Source organism: Bacillus sp. B1-WWTP-T-0.5-Post-4, assembly GCF_009183795.1.
GTDB classification, from domain to species: domain Bacteria; phylum Bacillota; class Bacilli; order Bacillales; family Bacillaceae_G; genus Bacillus_A; species Bacillus_A cereus.
Map to the genome: position 1 here is coordinate 831,089 of NZ_WEIJ01000001.1, position 14,661 is coordinate 845,749.

Here is a 14,661-nt window from a genome sequence, read left to right on the forward strand (position 1 = left end):
TTCTATTATACATGACATTGCCCTATAATAGTTAAATTTGCACTTATGTGACATATAACAAGGAATAGTCCCATCTATAGCGAAGGCATTATAACATACACTTATACAATAAGGAGGCTTTCATTTGGAATATACTACTACATGTAAATTAGAGCTATCCGAACGATTCGATTATGTTACGATTGACTTAGACAAACAGTTTTTTTACATCGAAGTTGTAAATTTACAAAGTAATATAACTGTATTAAAAATATCAATTAACTTGCAAAAAGACGAAACGATGGTAGAGGGAAATACAATTCATTATGATACTTTTCACGTAGATGCATTATTACAAGGATTGAAATATGTTGCTCGAACATGTATTGATCATAATTAAAAAAACCAAAAGGAACTGTTCGCATTTCTAGAAGAAAATTAGCTCCAATAAAAAAATGGTTATTTTTTCTTTTTATTGATATAATTGTTATATAGAAATATTCTTTGTAAGGGAGTGTTCATAATGATTTGGATTTCACTAATTGTATTAGCTTATTTCATCATTCTCGTCCCAATACAGTACAACTACATTAAAATGCTCAAAGAAAAACAGAAAAAAATGAGTGTCTCACAAAACGAACTATATGACAACATGTCTTATGAAGAATCCCAAGTACATTACCATTATCAAAGTAACGTATTTACAATACCTGCTTCGCTTGTCGCAAGTATTATTTATAAAGTGAAACATGCTGCATAATATGTACGCTGTAAAATTATTATTTGAGTCCGTTCATTCTGATGAGCCTGATTCTACGAAAATTGATGAGCATTATGAAGAGAATCACGATACACTTTTTGAAGAAAGTATTATTCTTGTTAAAGCAAACAGTTTGGAAGAAGCTCATGCACTAGGTGAACAAATCGCTATACAGTCTGAGCATACGTACGATAATAAGTACGGCCAGCAAATAACATGGACGTTTCGAAAACTATTGCATGTGTTTGAATTAGACGATACCCCATTTGAAACCGGAAAAGAATTGTATGCAAGATTTTTACACGTTAAGAAAGACGAAATGGTAAATGCAGTCGTACAAAAATACTATCCTGAATACGAATAAAAGCTCACAGCAATCGCTGTGAGCTTTTTTATACTTACTTCGTTGAATCTCTAAATTGGATACGGTGAGGTAAGATAACAGTGTGATCTTCCACTTTTTCTTTGTTCATATACTTTGTTAATAGACGCATTGCTACTGCACCGATATCATACATCGGTTGAACAACTGTTGAAAGCTGCGGACGAACCATTAATGCAAGGCGTGTATTATCGAAACCAAGTACTTCTACGTCAGTTGGTACGTTTAATCCAGCGTCTTGTGCTGCATGGATTACACCTAGTGCCATTTCATCAGAAGATACGAAGATTGCTGTTGGCTTTTCATCATTGCTCCAAAGCTTTTCGAATGCTTCGATACCTGAGTCATATGTGTAATCTCCATCGATTACAAGATTTTCATCATATGAAATACCTGCTTCTTCTAAAGCTTTTTTGTAACCTTGTAACTTCTTCGCGCTTCCCGCTTTATCAATGAAAGGACCAGAGACGAAACCGATACGTTTATGTCCTTGCTCGATAAAGTGCTTCATTGCATCATAAGCTGCTTGTGTATAATCAATATTTACTGATGGCGTTTCATTTTGCTCATCAAATGATGCTGCTAATACAATTGGTACTGGAGATTTTTTAAATTCTTCAATGTGAATGTCTGTAATATCTTCACCCATGAAAACAATTCCGTCCACTTGTTTTCCAAGCATCGTATTTAATAAATGGAACTCTTTCTCTTTATTTTGGTCAGAGTTACTTAAAATGATGTTATATTTGTACATTGTTGCGATATCTTCAATTCCACGAGCTAGTTCTGCATAAAACGTATTTGAGATATCAGGAATAATAACACCTACTGTAGTTGTCTTCTTACTTGCTAGTCCACGTGCTACCGCATTTGGGCGGTATCCTAAACGATCAATTGCTTCTAATACTTTCTTTCTTGTTGTAGGCTTTACATTTGGGTTACCGTTCACAACGCGTGATACGGTAGCCATTGAAACGTTCGCTTCACGCGCTACATCATATATTGTTACGTTCATCTCATTGCACACTCCTTCTATTTTTGTTATCTATTTTTATGTATCGGTTACTTGAATGAAAAAAAGACATCAACTCTATTTGCAGATGCCACCAATCGTCCCGAGTTCTTCCTTTTACTAATGATACGATAAAAACGCAGGCTCATACAATATTTTCCCGCAAAAGTTTCGAAAAAATTCGCTTCTTTTCTCGTATTTTCGTATTTTTTATGAAAAAAGGGCATTTTTTGTAAAAAATAGATGTTTCCTTAGTAGAAATCTTATTTTAAGCAGTACGATAGTAAATGAAATTTATATCGGCGATTTTTCGAATATATCGACTGTAACTCGAAATATATCAGCGATTTTCCAAATATATCGACCGCAACTCTAATTATATCAGCGATTTTTTAAATATATCAACTTACCAACAAAAATCGACAATGACAGTCGCTATACAATAGGAGAAAGCTGTTCCAAAATGCCTTTTTGGAACAGCTCATTAAAAGTTTTTATAATTTACTTCCAAATGATTTTAATTCATTCATAAAATCATTGAACTGCGGTATATTCATTTGTTGCGCTGCATCAGATAAAGCTACAGCTGGATCTGGATGTACTTCAGCCATAATTGCGTCTGCACCAATTGCCATCGCTGCTTTTGCAGTTGGTAAGAGAAGGTCACGTCGCCCTGTAGAATGCGTTACATCGACAACGACAGGTAAATGTGTTTCTTTCTTTAAAATCGGCACAGCGGAAATATCAAGCGTATTACGCGTCGCTCTTTCATACGTGCGAATACCTCGTTCACATAAAATAATGTTCCCATTTCCCTTTGCCATAATATATTCTGCCGCATTAATGAATTCTTCAATCGTTGCTGATAGACCACGTTTTAATAATACTGGTTTATTTACAGCACCAGCTGCCCTTAGCAAATCAAAGTTTTGCATATTGCGAGCGCCAATTTGAATAACATCAACGTAATCTAATGACATCTCAATATCATTCGGATTTAAAATTTCACTAATAACAGCCAAATCATATTCATCTGCTACCTGGCGCAAAATTTGTAATCCCTCTAATCCAAGACCTTGAAAATCATACGGTGAAGTACGTGGTTTGAACGCACCACCACGCATTAATTTCAGACCTTGCCCTTTCATTGCTTCAGCAACTTGACGTACTTGTTCATAACTTTCCACTGCACACGGTCCCATAATAAAATGCTGATTTCCGTCACCAATTTTTTCACCATTAATTTCAACAATCGTATCTTCTGTTTTTTTCTTACGAGAAACAAGTAATGCTTTACGATGATCGTCTTCTTGTAATTCTAAACCAGCTTGAAAAATTTGTTTGAAAATATGTTGTAAAGTCGAAGTTTCAAATGGACCATTATTATTCTCTGCAATTAAATCCAGCATATTTCTTTCACGTACAGGATCAAAACGTTTCACACCTTGTACTTCTTTTAAATTACCAACTTCTTGTACGAGACGACCTCTTTTGTTTAGTAACTCTAATATTTGTAAATTAAGTTGATCAATTTCAGAACGTAAACGACCTAATTGTTGTGATGCCATAAGAAAGCCACCTCTTTCAAATTCCTATATGTTACTTTTTTAAGATAATTTATTATAGCTGATACATATACGATTGTCACACGATATACAGCAAGGAATTACTATCAAAAAACATTATATATTTTCATTTAAAATAAAAAAAAGACAGTTTATATACTGTCTTTTTTTACAAGAAGGAAACAAACGGTTTATCACTGTTTTTCTCTTTTATAATAACGGCCTCAATTTTACTCTCAGACTTGATCTGTAATTGTACTTTCGCATCTTTAGGCAATTTGTCTAACATGCCTTGAGCAGCCAATTGGGTAAGAGCCATTAATTCTGTTTTACCGTTATATTTAATAACAATATTCATATTTAATGTATCCATTTGATCTTTCTTATAAGAAACTTTAGCGTTGACTGGAATAAAATCTCCATTAGAAAAACCTTTTATTTCCTTAGCAAAGTTATTTATTTTTGTATTATCTTCTCCATGTGCTTGTGTAAATTCATCAGAAGGATATGAATACGACTTTTCATCGATCGTACTCCAATTTCCAAGGTTCGTATCATTCTTTTGAACAGTAGCACTAGCAATATACGTACCATTTTTTAAAGAACTTGTACTTTCTTGCTTAAAGATAGCAAACGTAATTGGAGATTTGTTATATTTATCATTTTTGTTAATAGCTTCAATAAGTTGTTTAGCAACTTCAGTCCCTTTAGACATAGCCTCTTCATTCGATACACTTGAAGACATAGCTAAGCCAATCATAACACCAGATAAACTTAATTCATTTGAATTCTGTTTTCCGAAATAGTCTTGTTCTATAATATTCGTCAAAACTGGCGCTTCTACTTTCGCAACTAGTTCATCAATTAGTTTCTCTGGAATATACTGGTTTAATTGCAGTACGTGACTCTCTGTATCAAATTGCTGCGTTGCAATATTTATTAAACCATTTTCATACTCTGCTAAATCTAATTTAGAATTTGTTTTTATATTAGCTGTATTAATAACCTTTTGTTCTTTTAAAGGAATAACAGTTCTATAATAATCTTTAGAAACAGCAGTTCTCGGAATCATACTTTTTTCTTTTGTATCTTTTTGTATAACTTCATCCTTCTTACTAATCGTATTACTATTGTTACTACAAGCTCCCAGTAATAAACTTACGACTGCGAAGGATAATGCCATTTTCTTCATTACTTAAAACCTACTTTCAACAATCTAGTTATTTAGTTTGAACTATTAATAGTGTACCACTAAATATATTTCAACAAAAACAAAAAAAAAGAAGCAAGCACCTTTAGCTTGCTTCTTTTTACTTTATATTCTCTTCTAAAGCATCTTTTTTAATATTCCAATGAGATGTATTCCATACTACCATCCCATCTTTTATGTATAACACTTGCGGTGATTCATGTCTAATACTGTATTGTTCTGCAACACGATTTGACACATCTCTCGCATCTTGTACGTATAAGTAATACGCTGGTACTTCTCTTTCTTCGCTGCAATACGCTTGAAATTCTGTGTATGCACCGTGACTAATTGGGCATGTCGTACTGTGTTTAAAAAGAACATACGGCTCGTTCTTTTCTACTAAGACTTCAAGCTCTTCAATTGTTTCAAGTTTTGTCATATTCATCACGATTCACCTCTCATACGAAATCTAGAGCGTTTCTCTTTCTTTTCAGCTTTTTTCTCAATTCTTTCTAATTTACGCTCTTCTTTTTCAACCTTCTTCTCTTGTCTCGACGCACGGTAATGATTGTATACTTCAATCGCCGCACTGCTCCACTGTACAACTTGCGCTACTTTATCAGCGTTATTTTCAATTTCGTCCGTTACAGAGTCTGATACATTACGAAGCTTCGTATTTAAAGATTGGATTGTCGTTCCAATCCCATCTACACCCGCTACCACTTTATTTAATGACTGTGACTTCTGTTGAATATCATCAGCTAACGCATTCGTTTTATGTAATAATTGCTCTGTCTCTACGCTAATTCCTTGCATTTGTTTTTCTAAACCTTCTAACGTGCTTGCAACGTTTTCTAACGTCTTCTGAACCGATAACAACGTTCTGCATACATACACTACTAATACTGCGAAAGCAACCGCGATAATAGCCGCACTTACATATAAAAGAACTTGCATTTCATCACTTCCTTTATCTTTTTCATACTTTCCCCTATTATACAATCATTTTCCGTTTCATTCTAATCCCTATCTCATCATTAGAATTTTCATACTTATTCGTTAACTGTAACATAAATCATTCAACAAATTCCACTAAGTAGGTTACAATAGGAGAGGATACATAATTAGTAGGGAGGCTTTACATATGAAAGATCCACGTATTGAAAAGTTAGCATACAATTTAATTAACTACTCTATCCGCTTACAAAAAGGTGAAAAAGTATTAATTGAAAACTTTGGCTTACAAAAAGAACTTGTAACTGCACTTGTAAAAGAAGCATATGCAGCTGGTGGTTTCCCATTCGTCTCTTTAAAAGATCATCAAGTAGATCGCTCTTTATTAATGGGTGCTACTGAAGAACATTTCGAACAAATCGCTGCATATGAAGCAAGCGTAATGAAAGACATGGACGCTTATATCGGCCTTCGCTCTGGCGATAATATTAATGAACAAGCTGACGTTCCAAGTGAGCGTATGAAAGTTCATGGCCAAACAGTTGGTAAAAAAGTTCATAGAGACATTCGCGTTCCAAAAACACGCTGGGTTGTTCTTCGCTACCCAAATGCTTCTATGGCACAGCTTGCTAAAATGAGTACAGAAGCTTTCGAAGACTTCTACTTTGAAGTATGTAACTTAGACTACGGTAAAATGGATAAGGCGATGGACAGCCTTGTTACATTAATGAATAAAACAGATAAAGTTCGTTTAACTGGTCCTGGAACTGACTTAACATTCTCTATTAAAGACATTCCAGCAATTAAATGCTCAGGTCATTTAAACATTCCAGACGGTGAAGTATACTCTGCACCAGTTCGTGATTCTGTTAACGGTACAGTTTCTTACAACACACCATCTCCTTACAACGGTTATACATTTGAAAATGTACAACTTAAGTTCGAGAACGGCCAAATCGTTGAAGCAACTGCAAACGATTCAGAACGCATTAACAAAATCTTCGATACAGACGAAGGCGCACGCTACGTTGGTGAGTTCGCAATCGGCGTAAACCCATACATCTTACATCCAATGGGAGACATCCTATTCGATGAAAAAATCGATGGCAGCTTCCACTTCACTCCTGGACAAGCTTACGACGATGCATGGAACGGTAACAACTCGAACATCCACTGGGATTTAGTATGTATCCAACGCCCTGAATACGGCGGCGGCGAAATTTACTTTGACGACGTACTAATCCGTAAAGACGGGCGCTTCGTTGTACCTGAATTAGAAGCTTTAAACCCAGAGAACTTAAAATAATGAAAAACGCTCGGAATTTTCGCCGAGCGTTTTTTTATTATCCTCACTCTATATCGAGCTACTGTTCTTACTTTTTGTTTGCTGAAAATGAAAATAATATAAAAGTGCCACTGCGATAGTACCTATTAATATGGGTACATATAAAGGCAGGTTCCATTTCATATTTACCCTAGTGCAGATAGCAAACACCAGCATAATTTCCAAGCAAAAAAAGGTTTTATATATTTCATTTCTTACCTGCCATTTCTATTTTCACATGTGGATTTTCTTTCTCTATAAGCGCCAAGAATTCATCCATATTTTGCGGCATCGCAACCATATGTACTTTATATGCATTCGTCGTAATTTCAAGAGACTTTCCGACCTGACGTATAATTCTCACATCTTTTAATACAATATCATCATTTAAAATACCGTACTTTAATACGCCATTTTCTACTTTATGTTTTTTAATAAATACTTCCCAAACGAGTGGTACATTTACAATGAAGCATAAACCCATCCCGATCAACGCTGACATCCAATGCGCTTTATTAGTGAAAAGCATGACAATTGGATATATAAACATAAAAACTAACGTAAGACAAAAGAAAATGACTACTGACTTACTTCTTTGAATTGGAAAGTTCATACCTACACCCCCTAATCCAAATTATACCACTATTTCCATTTTGGTTCATAGAAAAAGGCCATTTCTAAATGACCTTTTACACAATGTACCTATAAAATTTCTTATCTACCTGTAGCACCGGAAAGTTTTTCGGCAACTCGTCTATACTCACACTTTGAAAACCATTCTTTTCATAAAAACGATGTGCCGCTAAAAATTTTACTGTTGTTCCTAAGTAAATATCTTTCAATTTTTTATCCTCAGCCCATGAAATTGCTGTTTGAAGCAACATATGTGATGCGCCCCATTCTTTTCCGCGAAACTCTTTTTGTACGAACATTTTTCTTAGCGCTACTTGATGATTCTCAATATCTAATAAAGCTACTGTTCCAACTACTTTACCATCATAAATTGCTACCCAAAAGTTTCCGTGACCCTTTTGATAGAATGTTTCTATTTCAAGTAAATCAGGTTGCTCTTCTTTCGTAATTGAAACATTATACTCTTTTTGCTGAATATGAACGATAAGATCTACTACTTCCTCTTGAAACGTACCTTCATATGGAACAATACGAATCTTCTCGTTCATCGAATCTCTTTCCATTCTGAAGCTAGTAAACTATATACAGCGATATCATGAAAATGATCATATAGCCATTCTTCATCTCGTAAAATACCATCTAACTTAAATCCTAAACGTTCTGGAATTGCTCGGCTTTTCGCATTTCCAACACCGCACCGAATTTCAATTTTATTCAGCTTTAAATTTTCAAATGCATAGTGAAGTACAGCCTTTACGCTACGCGTCATAATACCTTTCCCGCCAGCATCTTCTGCAAGATAATACCCAAGACTCGTCGCTTTCTTCCCCCAACTCACTGGATGAATGCCTACCATCCCAACGAGCTTTCCTTTGTAACGTATACCACTTTCAAAACCGTCTCCCTCTGCAAACTTCTTTAACCACATCGGAAAAATTTCATCATAAGCATCAGCAGATTTTGTCCCATCTACCCAAGGGAGCCATTTTCGTAAATGATTACGGTTTTGATCTAATAATTGATATAATTCCTCTTTATGATGTTTTTCTAGTAATTGTAGTTCGATTTCGTCATCTACTCGGAGTGTGAACATGTTTTTTAGTCCCCTTTTTAGTTTTCTTATTATTCTAACATTTATATTTCAAAACGCGTACCAATATATCAACGATTTTTGAAATATATCGAACACAACTCCATATATATCGACTTTTCAACATTAATGCACAACCACGACAACATAAAAAAGACGCACAGCCAAGCTATGCGTCTTTTCTATTATTTCTCTGCAACTTGAACTTCTTTTACGTAAGCCGCTTCGAATTTTTGGATGTCACCTGCGCCCATGAAAATTAGAACGCCGTTTTTATGTTTCTTTAATACATCCGTTGTTGTATCTGTAATTAATTCTGCACCGTCAATACGCTTTTGCAGATCTTCGATTGTTAATTCACCTTTGTTTTCACGTGCTGATCCGAAAATATCACATAAGTATACTTGGTCAGCCTTGCTTAGGCTTTCTGCGAACTCATCTAAGAACTTTTCTGTACGTGAGAATGTATGTGGCTGGAATACAGCGACAATTTCACGCTCTGGATGTTTTTGACGAGCAGCTTCAATCGTTGCATTAATCTCTGTCGGATGGTGTGCGTAGTCATCGATGATTACTTGCTCTCCCATCGGCTTTTCATTAAAGCGACGTTTTACGCCTTCAAAAGTTGTTAATTGATGTTTTACTGCTTCTACATCAACATTTTCATAATGGCAAAGCGCGATTACTGCTAACGCATTTAATACGCTGTGATTGCCGTATCCTGTAATTTTGAACGTATCATAGTACGTGTTACGAACGAATACATCAAATATTGTACCATCTGTTCTCTTTTGAATGTTGCGTGCTTGGAAATCATTATCTTCTCCAAATCCATAGAAAATAACAGGTACTTTCGCTTGAATTTTTTGAAGTTCTTCATCATCTCCACATGCAATAATGCCTTTTTTCACTTGCAATGCCATCTCTTGGAATGCACTGAATACATCATTGATGTCTGCAAAATAATCTGGATGATCAAAATCAATATTCGTCATAATTGCATAGTCTGGATTATAAGACAAGAAATGACGACGATACTCACAAGCTTCAAATACAAAATACTTACTATTTTCTACCCCATGCCCTGTTCCATCTCCAATAAGGTAAGATGTTGGGTGTGCACCTTGCATTACATGGGCTAACAAACCTGTTGTTGATGTTTTTCCGTGTGCACCAGTTACAGCAACACTTGTGTATTGGCTCATCAGGTCACCTAAGAAATGATGGTAACGATGGACTGGGATGTTTAATTCTTTTGCTGCTACGATTTCTTCATGCGTATCAGGAAATGCATTTCCTGCAATAATCACTTGTCCTTCTTCTACATTATTCTTATCAAAAGGAAGGATCGAGATACTACGCTTTTCCAACGCTGTTTGTGTAAAGAAACGCTTTTCATAATCAGACCCTTGAACAGTATGCTTCATATCATGAAGAATTTGCGCTAATGAACTCATTCCTGTTCCTTTAATTCCTACAAAATGGTAAACTGTCATCTTAAAGAACCTCCAACATTTCGAACTAATACAACGGCCTATCTATAAGACAGTATATGAATCTTTTCTTATTTTGGTAATCATCATACATTTTTGATGTAGTGAAGTTATTCTTTCCCTTCACTTATCAGGATAAACTCGTACGTACTTCTTTATATGTCCATAATAAGTCCATTATAGCAAAAAAGAAGCCGCTATACTATGATAACAGAAAAACTGATAGGGTCAATCACCTATCAGTTTTTCTCTCTTTTACATCTCTTCTCTTTTTTCTAATTGAACACGCTCTAAACGTGGGTTTGGACGATATTTACGACCAGCTTTTGCTTCTGGTTTCCCATTTAGTTCTACATTATCACCAGTAAAGCCAATATTCATTTTTAATAAGCTACTTCCTACCCCGTATATGTCAACAGGTACGTTTTGAGCTTCAAATTCACGAATACGCTTCTCATCAAATCCACCAGTTACAACGATGTCTACATGCTGGAATCCTTCTTCATCAAGTGCTTTACGAAGTGCGAATACAAGCGATGGGTTTACACCACGTGGATCGAATGTTCCAAGTACTTCTGGGTGGCGAATAAAGTATTGATCAATCATCGTGCGGGACGTATCTACACGTACACCCTTTAATGTTGATCCAAATTCACGCGCTACGCGAAGTGCATCTGTAATGACATCATTGTTGTAATCAATTAATACAACTAATTCATCTTCTGGGAATTTCTTATGATATGCTTTTGCCGCTTCCACAACATCACCATTAAACATTTGAATTAATGCGTGAGGCATCGTCCCCATACCACTTTTGCCCCACCATTCATTCATCGCATGCGTCGCTTGTGCGCTCATACCTCCGATGTATGCTGCATAACCGTCACCAGCTTGTTGTGTATAATGATCATCACGGTCTCCCATGAAAATAACTGGTTTTTCTTTATCTACGCTACGCGCAGCTTGGACAACGTTATATACGTTTGTCGCAACCGATGTACGACGAGCTAAAATCCCATCAATGACACCTTCTAAAAATCCGAAATTTTCATAAGGACCATGAATTGTTAACACTGTTTCAAATGGACTAATTTTATCGCCATCTTTTAAAGAGTTAATCTCAAGTTCCTCAGGATTTTTAGCGAATGTTTGTAGCAATGCAATTACTTCATCCGTTCCGCAAAGAACTGCATTTTCCTTTTGGAAAAATTGCATCGTTACAACACTTTTCGGGCGAAATTCTTCGATGATTTCTCTAGTCTTTAAAAAGTAAACGGCAGAGAACCAACCTTCTCCAACACGTTCGTCAAATTTAAATGTTTTATTTGTTAGTCTATTTATTTCACCTTTTAATTTTAATTCAATTTCTTTCATGTCGCTTTACTCCCTACTTTACTATCCAACATTTTCTCTTAGTATACAGCAAAACCGTTTACTATACATTTGTTTCCTGCATAGCGGCAAATTCATCCTCAGAAATAAGGACATCTCTCGGTTTCGTTCCTCTACCTTCAGAAATAATTCCTTGCGATTCCATCTCTTCAATGAGACGTGCCGCGCGATTATAACCGATGCGGAATTTTCGCTGTACAGAAGATGTGGACGCTCCCCCTTGTTCTACAACAAATTGACATGCATCAAGGAACAATTCGTCTTCCGACTCAGCTTGTTCTGTTTTCGCTAATAAATCCTCTTGCTTAAATAAGTAATTCGGCTTCATTTGCTTTTTCACATGATCAACTGTTTTTTCAATCTCATCATCCGATACATATACACCTTGTACACGAACTGGTTTAGATGTACCGTTCCCTAAGAATAACATATCACCACGGCCAAGTAATTTCTCCGCGCCCCCAATATCAATAATCGTACGCGAATCAACTTGAGATGATACAGTAAACGCAATACGCGTTGGAATGTTTGACTTAATTAAACCTGTAATAACATCTACAGATGGACGCTGCGTCGCTACTAATAAATGAATACCACAAGCACGTGCTTTTTGCGCAATACGACAAATCGCTTCCTCAACATCACCAGGTGCTACCATCATTAAATCGGCTAACTCGTCAATGACAATAACGATATAAGGTAATGTCTCTCCTGGAATTTCTCGCTCACTTACAATCGTATTGTAGCGAGTTAAATCACGAGCACCAGCATGCGCAAACAATTCATAACGGCGTTCCATTTCCTCAACTGCCCATTTTAATGCAGCTGTCGCTGCTTTTACATCCGTAATAACAGGTGCTACAAGATGCGGAACAGAATTGTATGGTGCAAGCTCAACCATCTTCGGATCAATTAACATTAACTTCACTTCATGTGGTTTCGCTTTATATAAAATACTCGTTAAAATGGCGTTAATACACACACTTTTACCTGAACCCGTTGCACCCGCAATAAGTCCGTGCGGCATTTTTCGAATATCCGTTACAATTGGATCCCCTGAAATATCAAGTCCAAGCGCAACAGTAAGCGGTGATTCACTCTTTGTGAATACAGGACTTCTTAAAATTTCGCGAAGAAATACTGGCTTACTTTCTTTATTTGGAACTTCAATTCCAATTGCACTCTTCCCTGGAATCGGCGCTTCAATACGAATATCTTTCGCAGCTAAACTTAACTTAATATCATCACTTAAATTTGTAATTTTATTTACTTTCACACCTGGGTCTGGCTGTACTTCAAAACGAGTTACTGCTGGACCTTGTGATACATTAATAACATGTGCTCCAACATGAAAATTATTAAACGTTGTATCTAATAATTCTTTCTGCTCCTCTAACCATTCTGTATTATCTAACGCTGATTGCTGTGGAATCGACAACAGCGCTAATGGTGGAACAGTATATGTCAGTGGTGTATGCAATACATTTCGCATATCGTTCTCTCTTTGATTTACAACATATGCTTTCTCTTGTACTTCCGTACTTGAAATTGGCTTTTGTACTTGCTCTACCACTACTTGCTGCATTGGTTGCTCTTCCACTTGTGGTTCTACTACTTGCTGCACTGGGCGCTCTTCCACTTGTGGTTCTACTACCACCTGCTGCACTGGGCGTTCTTCCACTTGTGGTTCTACTACCACCTGCTGCATTGGGTTTTCTTCCACTTGTGGTTCTGCTACTACTTGCTGCACTGGGCGTTCTTCCACTTGTGGTTCCGCTACCTCTTGTTGTACTGGCTTATTCTCTACTCGTACATTAGCAGAAGGCTGCATTGCATTTGCTCTAGCTGCATGTCTTTCCATTAATCGTGTTCTATCTTGTTTCAACATAACAACATTAAATGGTACATGGCGCTTTTTCTCACGTTTTGGTTCTTCTTTTTGTACAACTGGTTGCTCTTCTGCGATTGTTGTTTCTTCTACAACTCGTTGCTCTTCTACGACTGGCGCTTCTTCTACAACTCGTTGCTCTTCTGCGACCTGTGCTTCTTCTACAACTCGTCTATTTTCCTCTGTTTCTGCAATTAAAACATTCGCAAAGCTTTGAACATCTTTCTTCGTTTGTTCATCAGCCTCAGCAACATGTATGAATTCACTCTTTTGTTCAATTGCTTCATCTTCTTGCTGAATTTCCTCAAGTGCTACAAATGTCTCTACTACAGGCGCTTTTGTTTCTGCAATCACTTCTGTTTCTTCTGCTTCCGCAATTACTTCCACTTCTTCTAGCTCTTTCGCTTCCACAATTACTTCCACTTCTTCTGACTCTTCTGTTTCTGCAATTACTTCCACTTCTTCTGACTCTTTCGCTTCCGCAATTACTTCCACTTCTTCTGACTCTTTCGCTTCCGCAATTACTTCCACTTCTTCTGACTCTTCTGTTTCTGCAATTACTTCCACTTCTTCTGACTCTTCTGTTTCTACAATCACTTCTACTTCTTCTGCTTCCGCAATTACTTCCACTTCTTCTGACTCTTCCGTTTCTGCAATTACTTCAGCTTCTTCTGACTCTTCTGCTTCCGCAATTACTTCCACTTCTTCTAGCTCTTTTGCTTCCGCAATTACTTCCACTTCTCCTGACTCTTCCGTTTCTGCAATTACTTCCACTTCTTCTAGCTCTTTTGCTTCCGCAATTACTTCCACTTCTTCTGACTCTTCCGTTTCTGCAATTACTTCCACTTCTTCTAGCTCTTTTGCTTCCGCAATTACTTCCACTTCTTCTAGCTCTTTTGCTTCCGCAATTACTTCCACTTCTTCTAGCTCTTTTGCTTCCGCAATTACTTCCACTTCTTCTAGCTCTTTTGCTTCCGCAATTACTTCCACTTCTTCT

At 36.6% G+C, this 14,661-nt stretch carries 15 protein-coding genes and 1 pseudogene; 4 read left to right on the forward strand and 12 right to left on the reverse strand.

What is annotated here, in order from left to right:
• Nucleotides 1-124 precede the first annotated feature (124 nt).
• From dhp61 to GBN91_RS04480, 3 genes are all read left to right on the forward strand, one after another.
• Nucleotides 125-379 carry a protein Dhp61 gene (gene dhp61, locus GBN91_RS04470; protein WP_152121274.1) on the forward strand — a complete coding sequence of 85 codons (255 nt, stop codon included), beginning with the start codon at nucleotides 125-127 and terminating at the stop codon, nucleotides 377-379.
• Nucleotides 380-502: 123 nt separating this feature from the next.
• Nucleotides 503-739, forward strand: coding sequence for a DUF3949 domain-containing protein (locus tag GBN91_RS04475; RefSeq protein WP_000637902.1), 237 nt, complete (start codon nucleotides 503-505; stop codon nucleotides 737-739).
• A 1-nt stretch (nucleotide 740) separates the two neighbouring features.
• Entirely contained in the window at nucleotides 741-1,103 is a 363-nt protein-coding gene (locus GBN91_RS04480; protein WP_002024884.1) for a DUF4288 domain-containing protein, read from the forward strand.
• Nucleotides 1,104-1,137: 34 nt separating this feature from the next.
• On the opposite strand, the gene ccpA is transcribed toward GBN91_RS04480, so the two are convergent.
• From ccpA to GBN91_RS04505, 5 genes are all read right to left on the reverse strand, one after another.
• Nucleotides 1,138-2,136, reverse strand: coding sequence for a catabolite control protein A (gene ccpA, locus GBN91_RS04485; protein ID WP_001103297.1), 999 nt, complete (start codon nucleotides 2,134-2,136; stop codon nucleotides 1,138-1,140).
• Nucleotides 2,137-2,627: 491 nt separating this feature from the next.
• Nucleotides 2,628-3,701, reverse strand: a complete 1,074-nt coding sequence (locus GBN91_RS04490; protein ID WP_000168214.1) for a bifunctional 3-deoxy-7-phosphoheptulonate synthase/chorismate mutase — start codon at nucleotides 3,699-3,701, stop codon at nucleotides 2,628-2,630.
• A gap of 166 nt (nucleotides 3,702-3,867) precedes the next feature.
• A complete protein-coding gene (locus GBN91_RS04495) occupies nucleotides 3,868-4,890 on the reverse strand; it encodes a CamS family sex pheromone protein (RefSeq protein WP_000738025.1) in 1,023 nt (340 codons plus the stop codon).
• 118 nt (nucleotides 4,891-5,008) lie between these two features.
• Nucleotides 5,009-5,335 (reverse strand): bacillithiol system redox-active protein YtxJ, encoded by a 327-nt coding sequence (gene ytxJ, locus GBN91_RS04500; protein WP_001057469.1) that lies wholly within the window; start codon nucleotides 5,333-5,335, stop codon nucleotides 5,009-5,011.
• On the reverse strand, nucleotides 5,335-5,847 hold the full coding sequence (locus GBN91_RS04505) for a DUF948 domain-containing protein (protein ID WP_001197720.1): 513 nt from the start codon (nucleotides 5,845-5,847) through the stop codon (nucleotides 5,335-5,337). Before GBN91_RS04505 ends, ytxJ begins: the two co-directional genes overlap by 1 nt.
• Nucleotides 5,848-6,034: 187 nt before the next feature.
• On the opposite strand from GBN91_RS04505, the gene GBN91_RS04510 reads away from it, so the two are divergent.
• Nucleotides 6,035-7,150: an aminopeptidase gene (locus tag GBN91_RS04510; RefSeq protein ID WP_000654729.1), complete on the forward strand. Its 1,116-nt coding sequence runs from the start codon at nucleotides 6,035-6,037 to the stop codon at nucleotides 7,148-7,150.
• A gap of 48 nt (nucleotides 7,151-7,198) precedes the next feature.
• Here the strand turns inward: GBN91_RS04510 and GBN91_RS29530 are convergent.
• From GBN91_RS29530 to GBN91_RS04540, 7 genes and pseudogenes are all read right to left on the reverse strand, one after another.
• A pseudogene (locus GBN91_RS29530) lies at nucleotides 7,199-7,380 on the reverse strand (hypothetical protein).
• Complete coding sequence (locus tag GBN91_RS04515) at nucleotides 7,377-7,781, reverse strand: PH domain-containing protein (RefSeq protein WP_006926864.1); 405 nt, start codon at nucleotides 7,779-7,781, stop codon at nucleotides 7,377-7,379. Before GBN91_RS04515 ends, GBN91_RS29530 begins: the two are co-directional and overlap by 4 nt.
• 76 nt (nucleotides 7,782-7,857) lie before the next feature.
• Nucleotides 7,858-8,349 (reverse strand): GNAT family N-acetyltransferase, encoded by a 492-nt coding sequence (locus tag GBN91_RS04520; protein WP_001003158.1) that lies wholly within the window; start codon nucleotides 8,347-8,349, stop codon nucleotides 7,858-7,860.
• Complete coding sequence (locus GBN91_RS04525; RefSeq protein ID WP_000494681.1) at nucleotides 8,346-8,894, reverse strand: GNAT family N-acetyltransferase; 549 nt, start codon at nucleotides 8,892-8,894, stop codon at nucleotides 8,346-8,348. The genes GBN91_RS04520 and GBN91_RS04525 overlap by 4 nt, the downstream gene beginning before the upstream one ends.
• Nucleotides 8,895-9,076: 182 nt before the next feature.
• Nucleotides 9,077-10,387 (reverse strand): UDP-N-acetylmuramate--L-alanine ligase, encoded by a 1,311-nt coding sequence (gene murC / locus GBN91_RS04530; RefSeq protein ID WP_000219468.1) that lies wholly within the window; start codon nucleotides 10,385-10,387, stop codon nucleotides 9,077-9,079.
• 252 nt (nucleotides 10,388-10,639) lie between these two features.
• The gene (locus GBN91_RS04535) at nucleotides 10,640-11,758 is read right to left on the reverse strand and encodes a nicotinate phosphoribosyltransferase (RefSeq protein ID WP_000658370.1); all 1,119 of its coding nucleotides are present in this window, start codon (nucleotides 11,756-11,758) and stop codon (nucleotides 10,640-10,642) included.
• A 61-nt stretch (nucleotides 11,759-11,819) separates the two neighbouring features.
• Nucleotides 11,820-14,661: DNA translocase FtsK (locus GBN91_RS04540; protein ID WP_226800134.1), on the reverse strand; the 2,842-nt coding region annotated here is incomplete at its 5' end.

Excerpts from the sequence above, each read along its gene's own strand:
- GBN91_RS04475 (WP_000637902.1), top strand. The coding sequence starts at position 503 with ATGATTTGGATTTCACTAATTGTATTAGCTTATTTCATCATTCTCGTC.
- GBN91_RS04480 (WP_002024884.1), top strand. The coding sequence starts at position 741 with ATGTACGCTGTAAAATTATTATTTGAGTCCGTTCATTCTGATGAGCCT.
- ccpA (WP_001103297.1), bottom strand. The coding sequence starts at position 2,136 with ATGAACGTAACAATATATGATGTAGCGCGTGAAGCGAACGTTTCAATG.
- GBN91_RS04490 (WP_000168214.1), bottom strand. The coding sequence starts at position 3,701 with ATGGCATCACAACAATTAGGTCGTTTACGTTCTGAAATTGATCAACTT.
- GBN91_RS04495 (WP_000738025.1), bottom strand. The coding sequence starts at position 4,890 with ATGAAGAAAATGGCATTATCCTTCGCAGTCGTAAGTTTATTACTGGGA.
- ytxJ (WP_001057469.1), bottom strand. The coding sequence starts at position 5,335 with ATGAATATGACAAAACTTGAAACAATTGAAGAGCTTGAAGTCTTAGTA.
- GBN91_RS04505 (WP_001197720.1), bottom strand. The coding sequence starts at position 5,847 with ATGCAAGTTCTTTTATATGTAAGTGCGGCTATTATCGCGGTTGCTTTC.
- GBN91_RS04510 (WP_000654729.1), top strand. The coding sequence starts at position 6,035 with ATGAAAGATCCACGTATTGAAAAGTTAGCATACAATTTAATTAACTAC.
- GBN91_RS04515 (WP_006926864.1), bottom strand. The coding sequence starts at position 7,781 with ATGAACTTTCCAATTCAAAGAAGTAAGTCAGTAGTCATTTTCTTTTGT.
- GBN91_RS04520 (WP_001003158.1), bottom strand. The coding sequence starts at position 8,349 with ATGAACGAGAAGATTCGTATTGTTCCATATGAAGGTACGTTTCAAGAG.
- GBN91_RS04525 (WP_000494681.1), bottom strand. The coding sequence starts at position 8,894 with ATGTTCACACTCCGAGTAGATGACGAAATCGAACTACAATTACTAGAA.
- murC (WP_000219468.1), bottom strand. The coding sequence starts at position 10,387 with ATGACAGTTTACCATTTTGTAGGAATTAAAGGAACAGGAATGAGTTCA.
- GBN91_RS04535 (WP_000658370.1), bottom strand. The coding sequence starts at position 11,758 with ATGAAAGAAATTGAATTAAAATTAAAAGGTGAAATAAATAGACTAACA.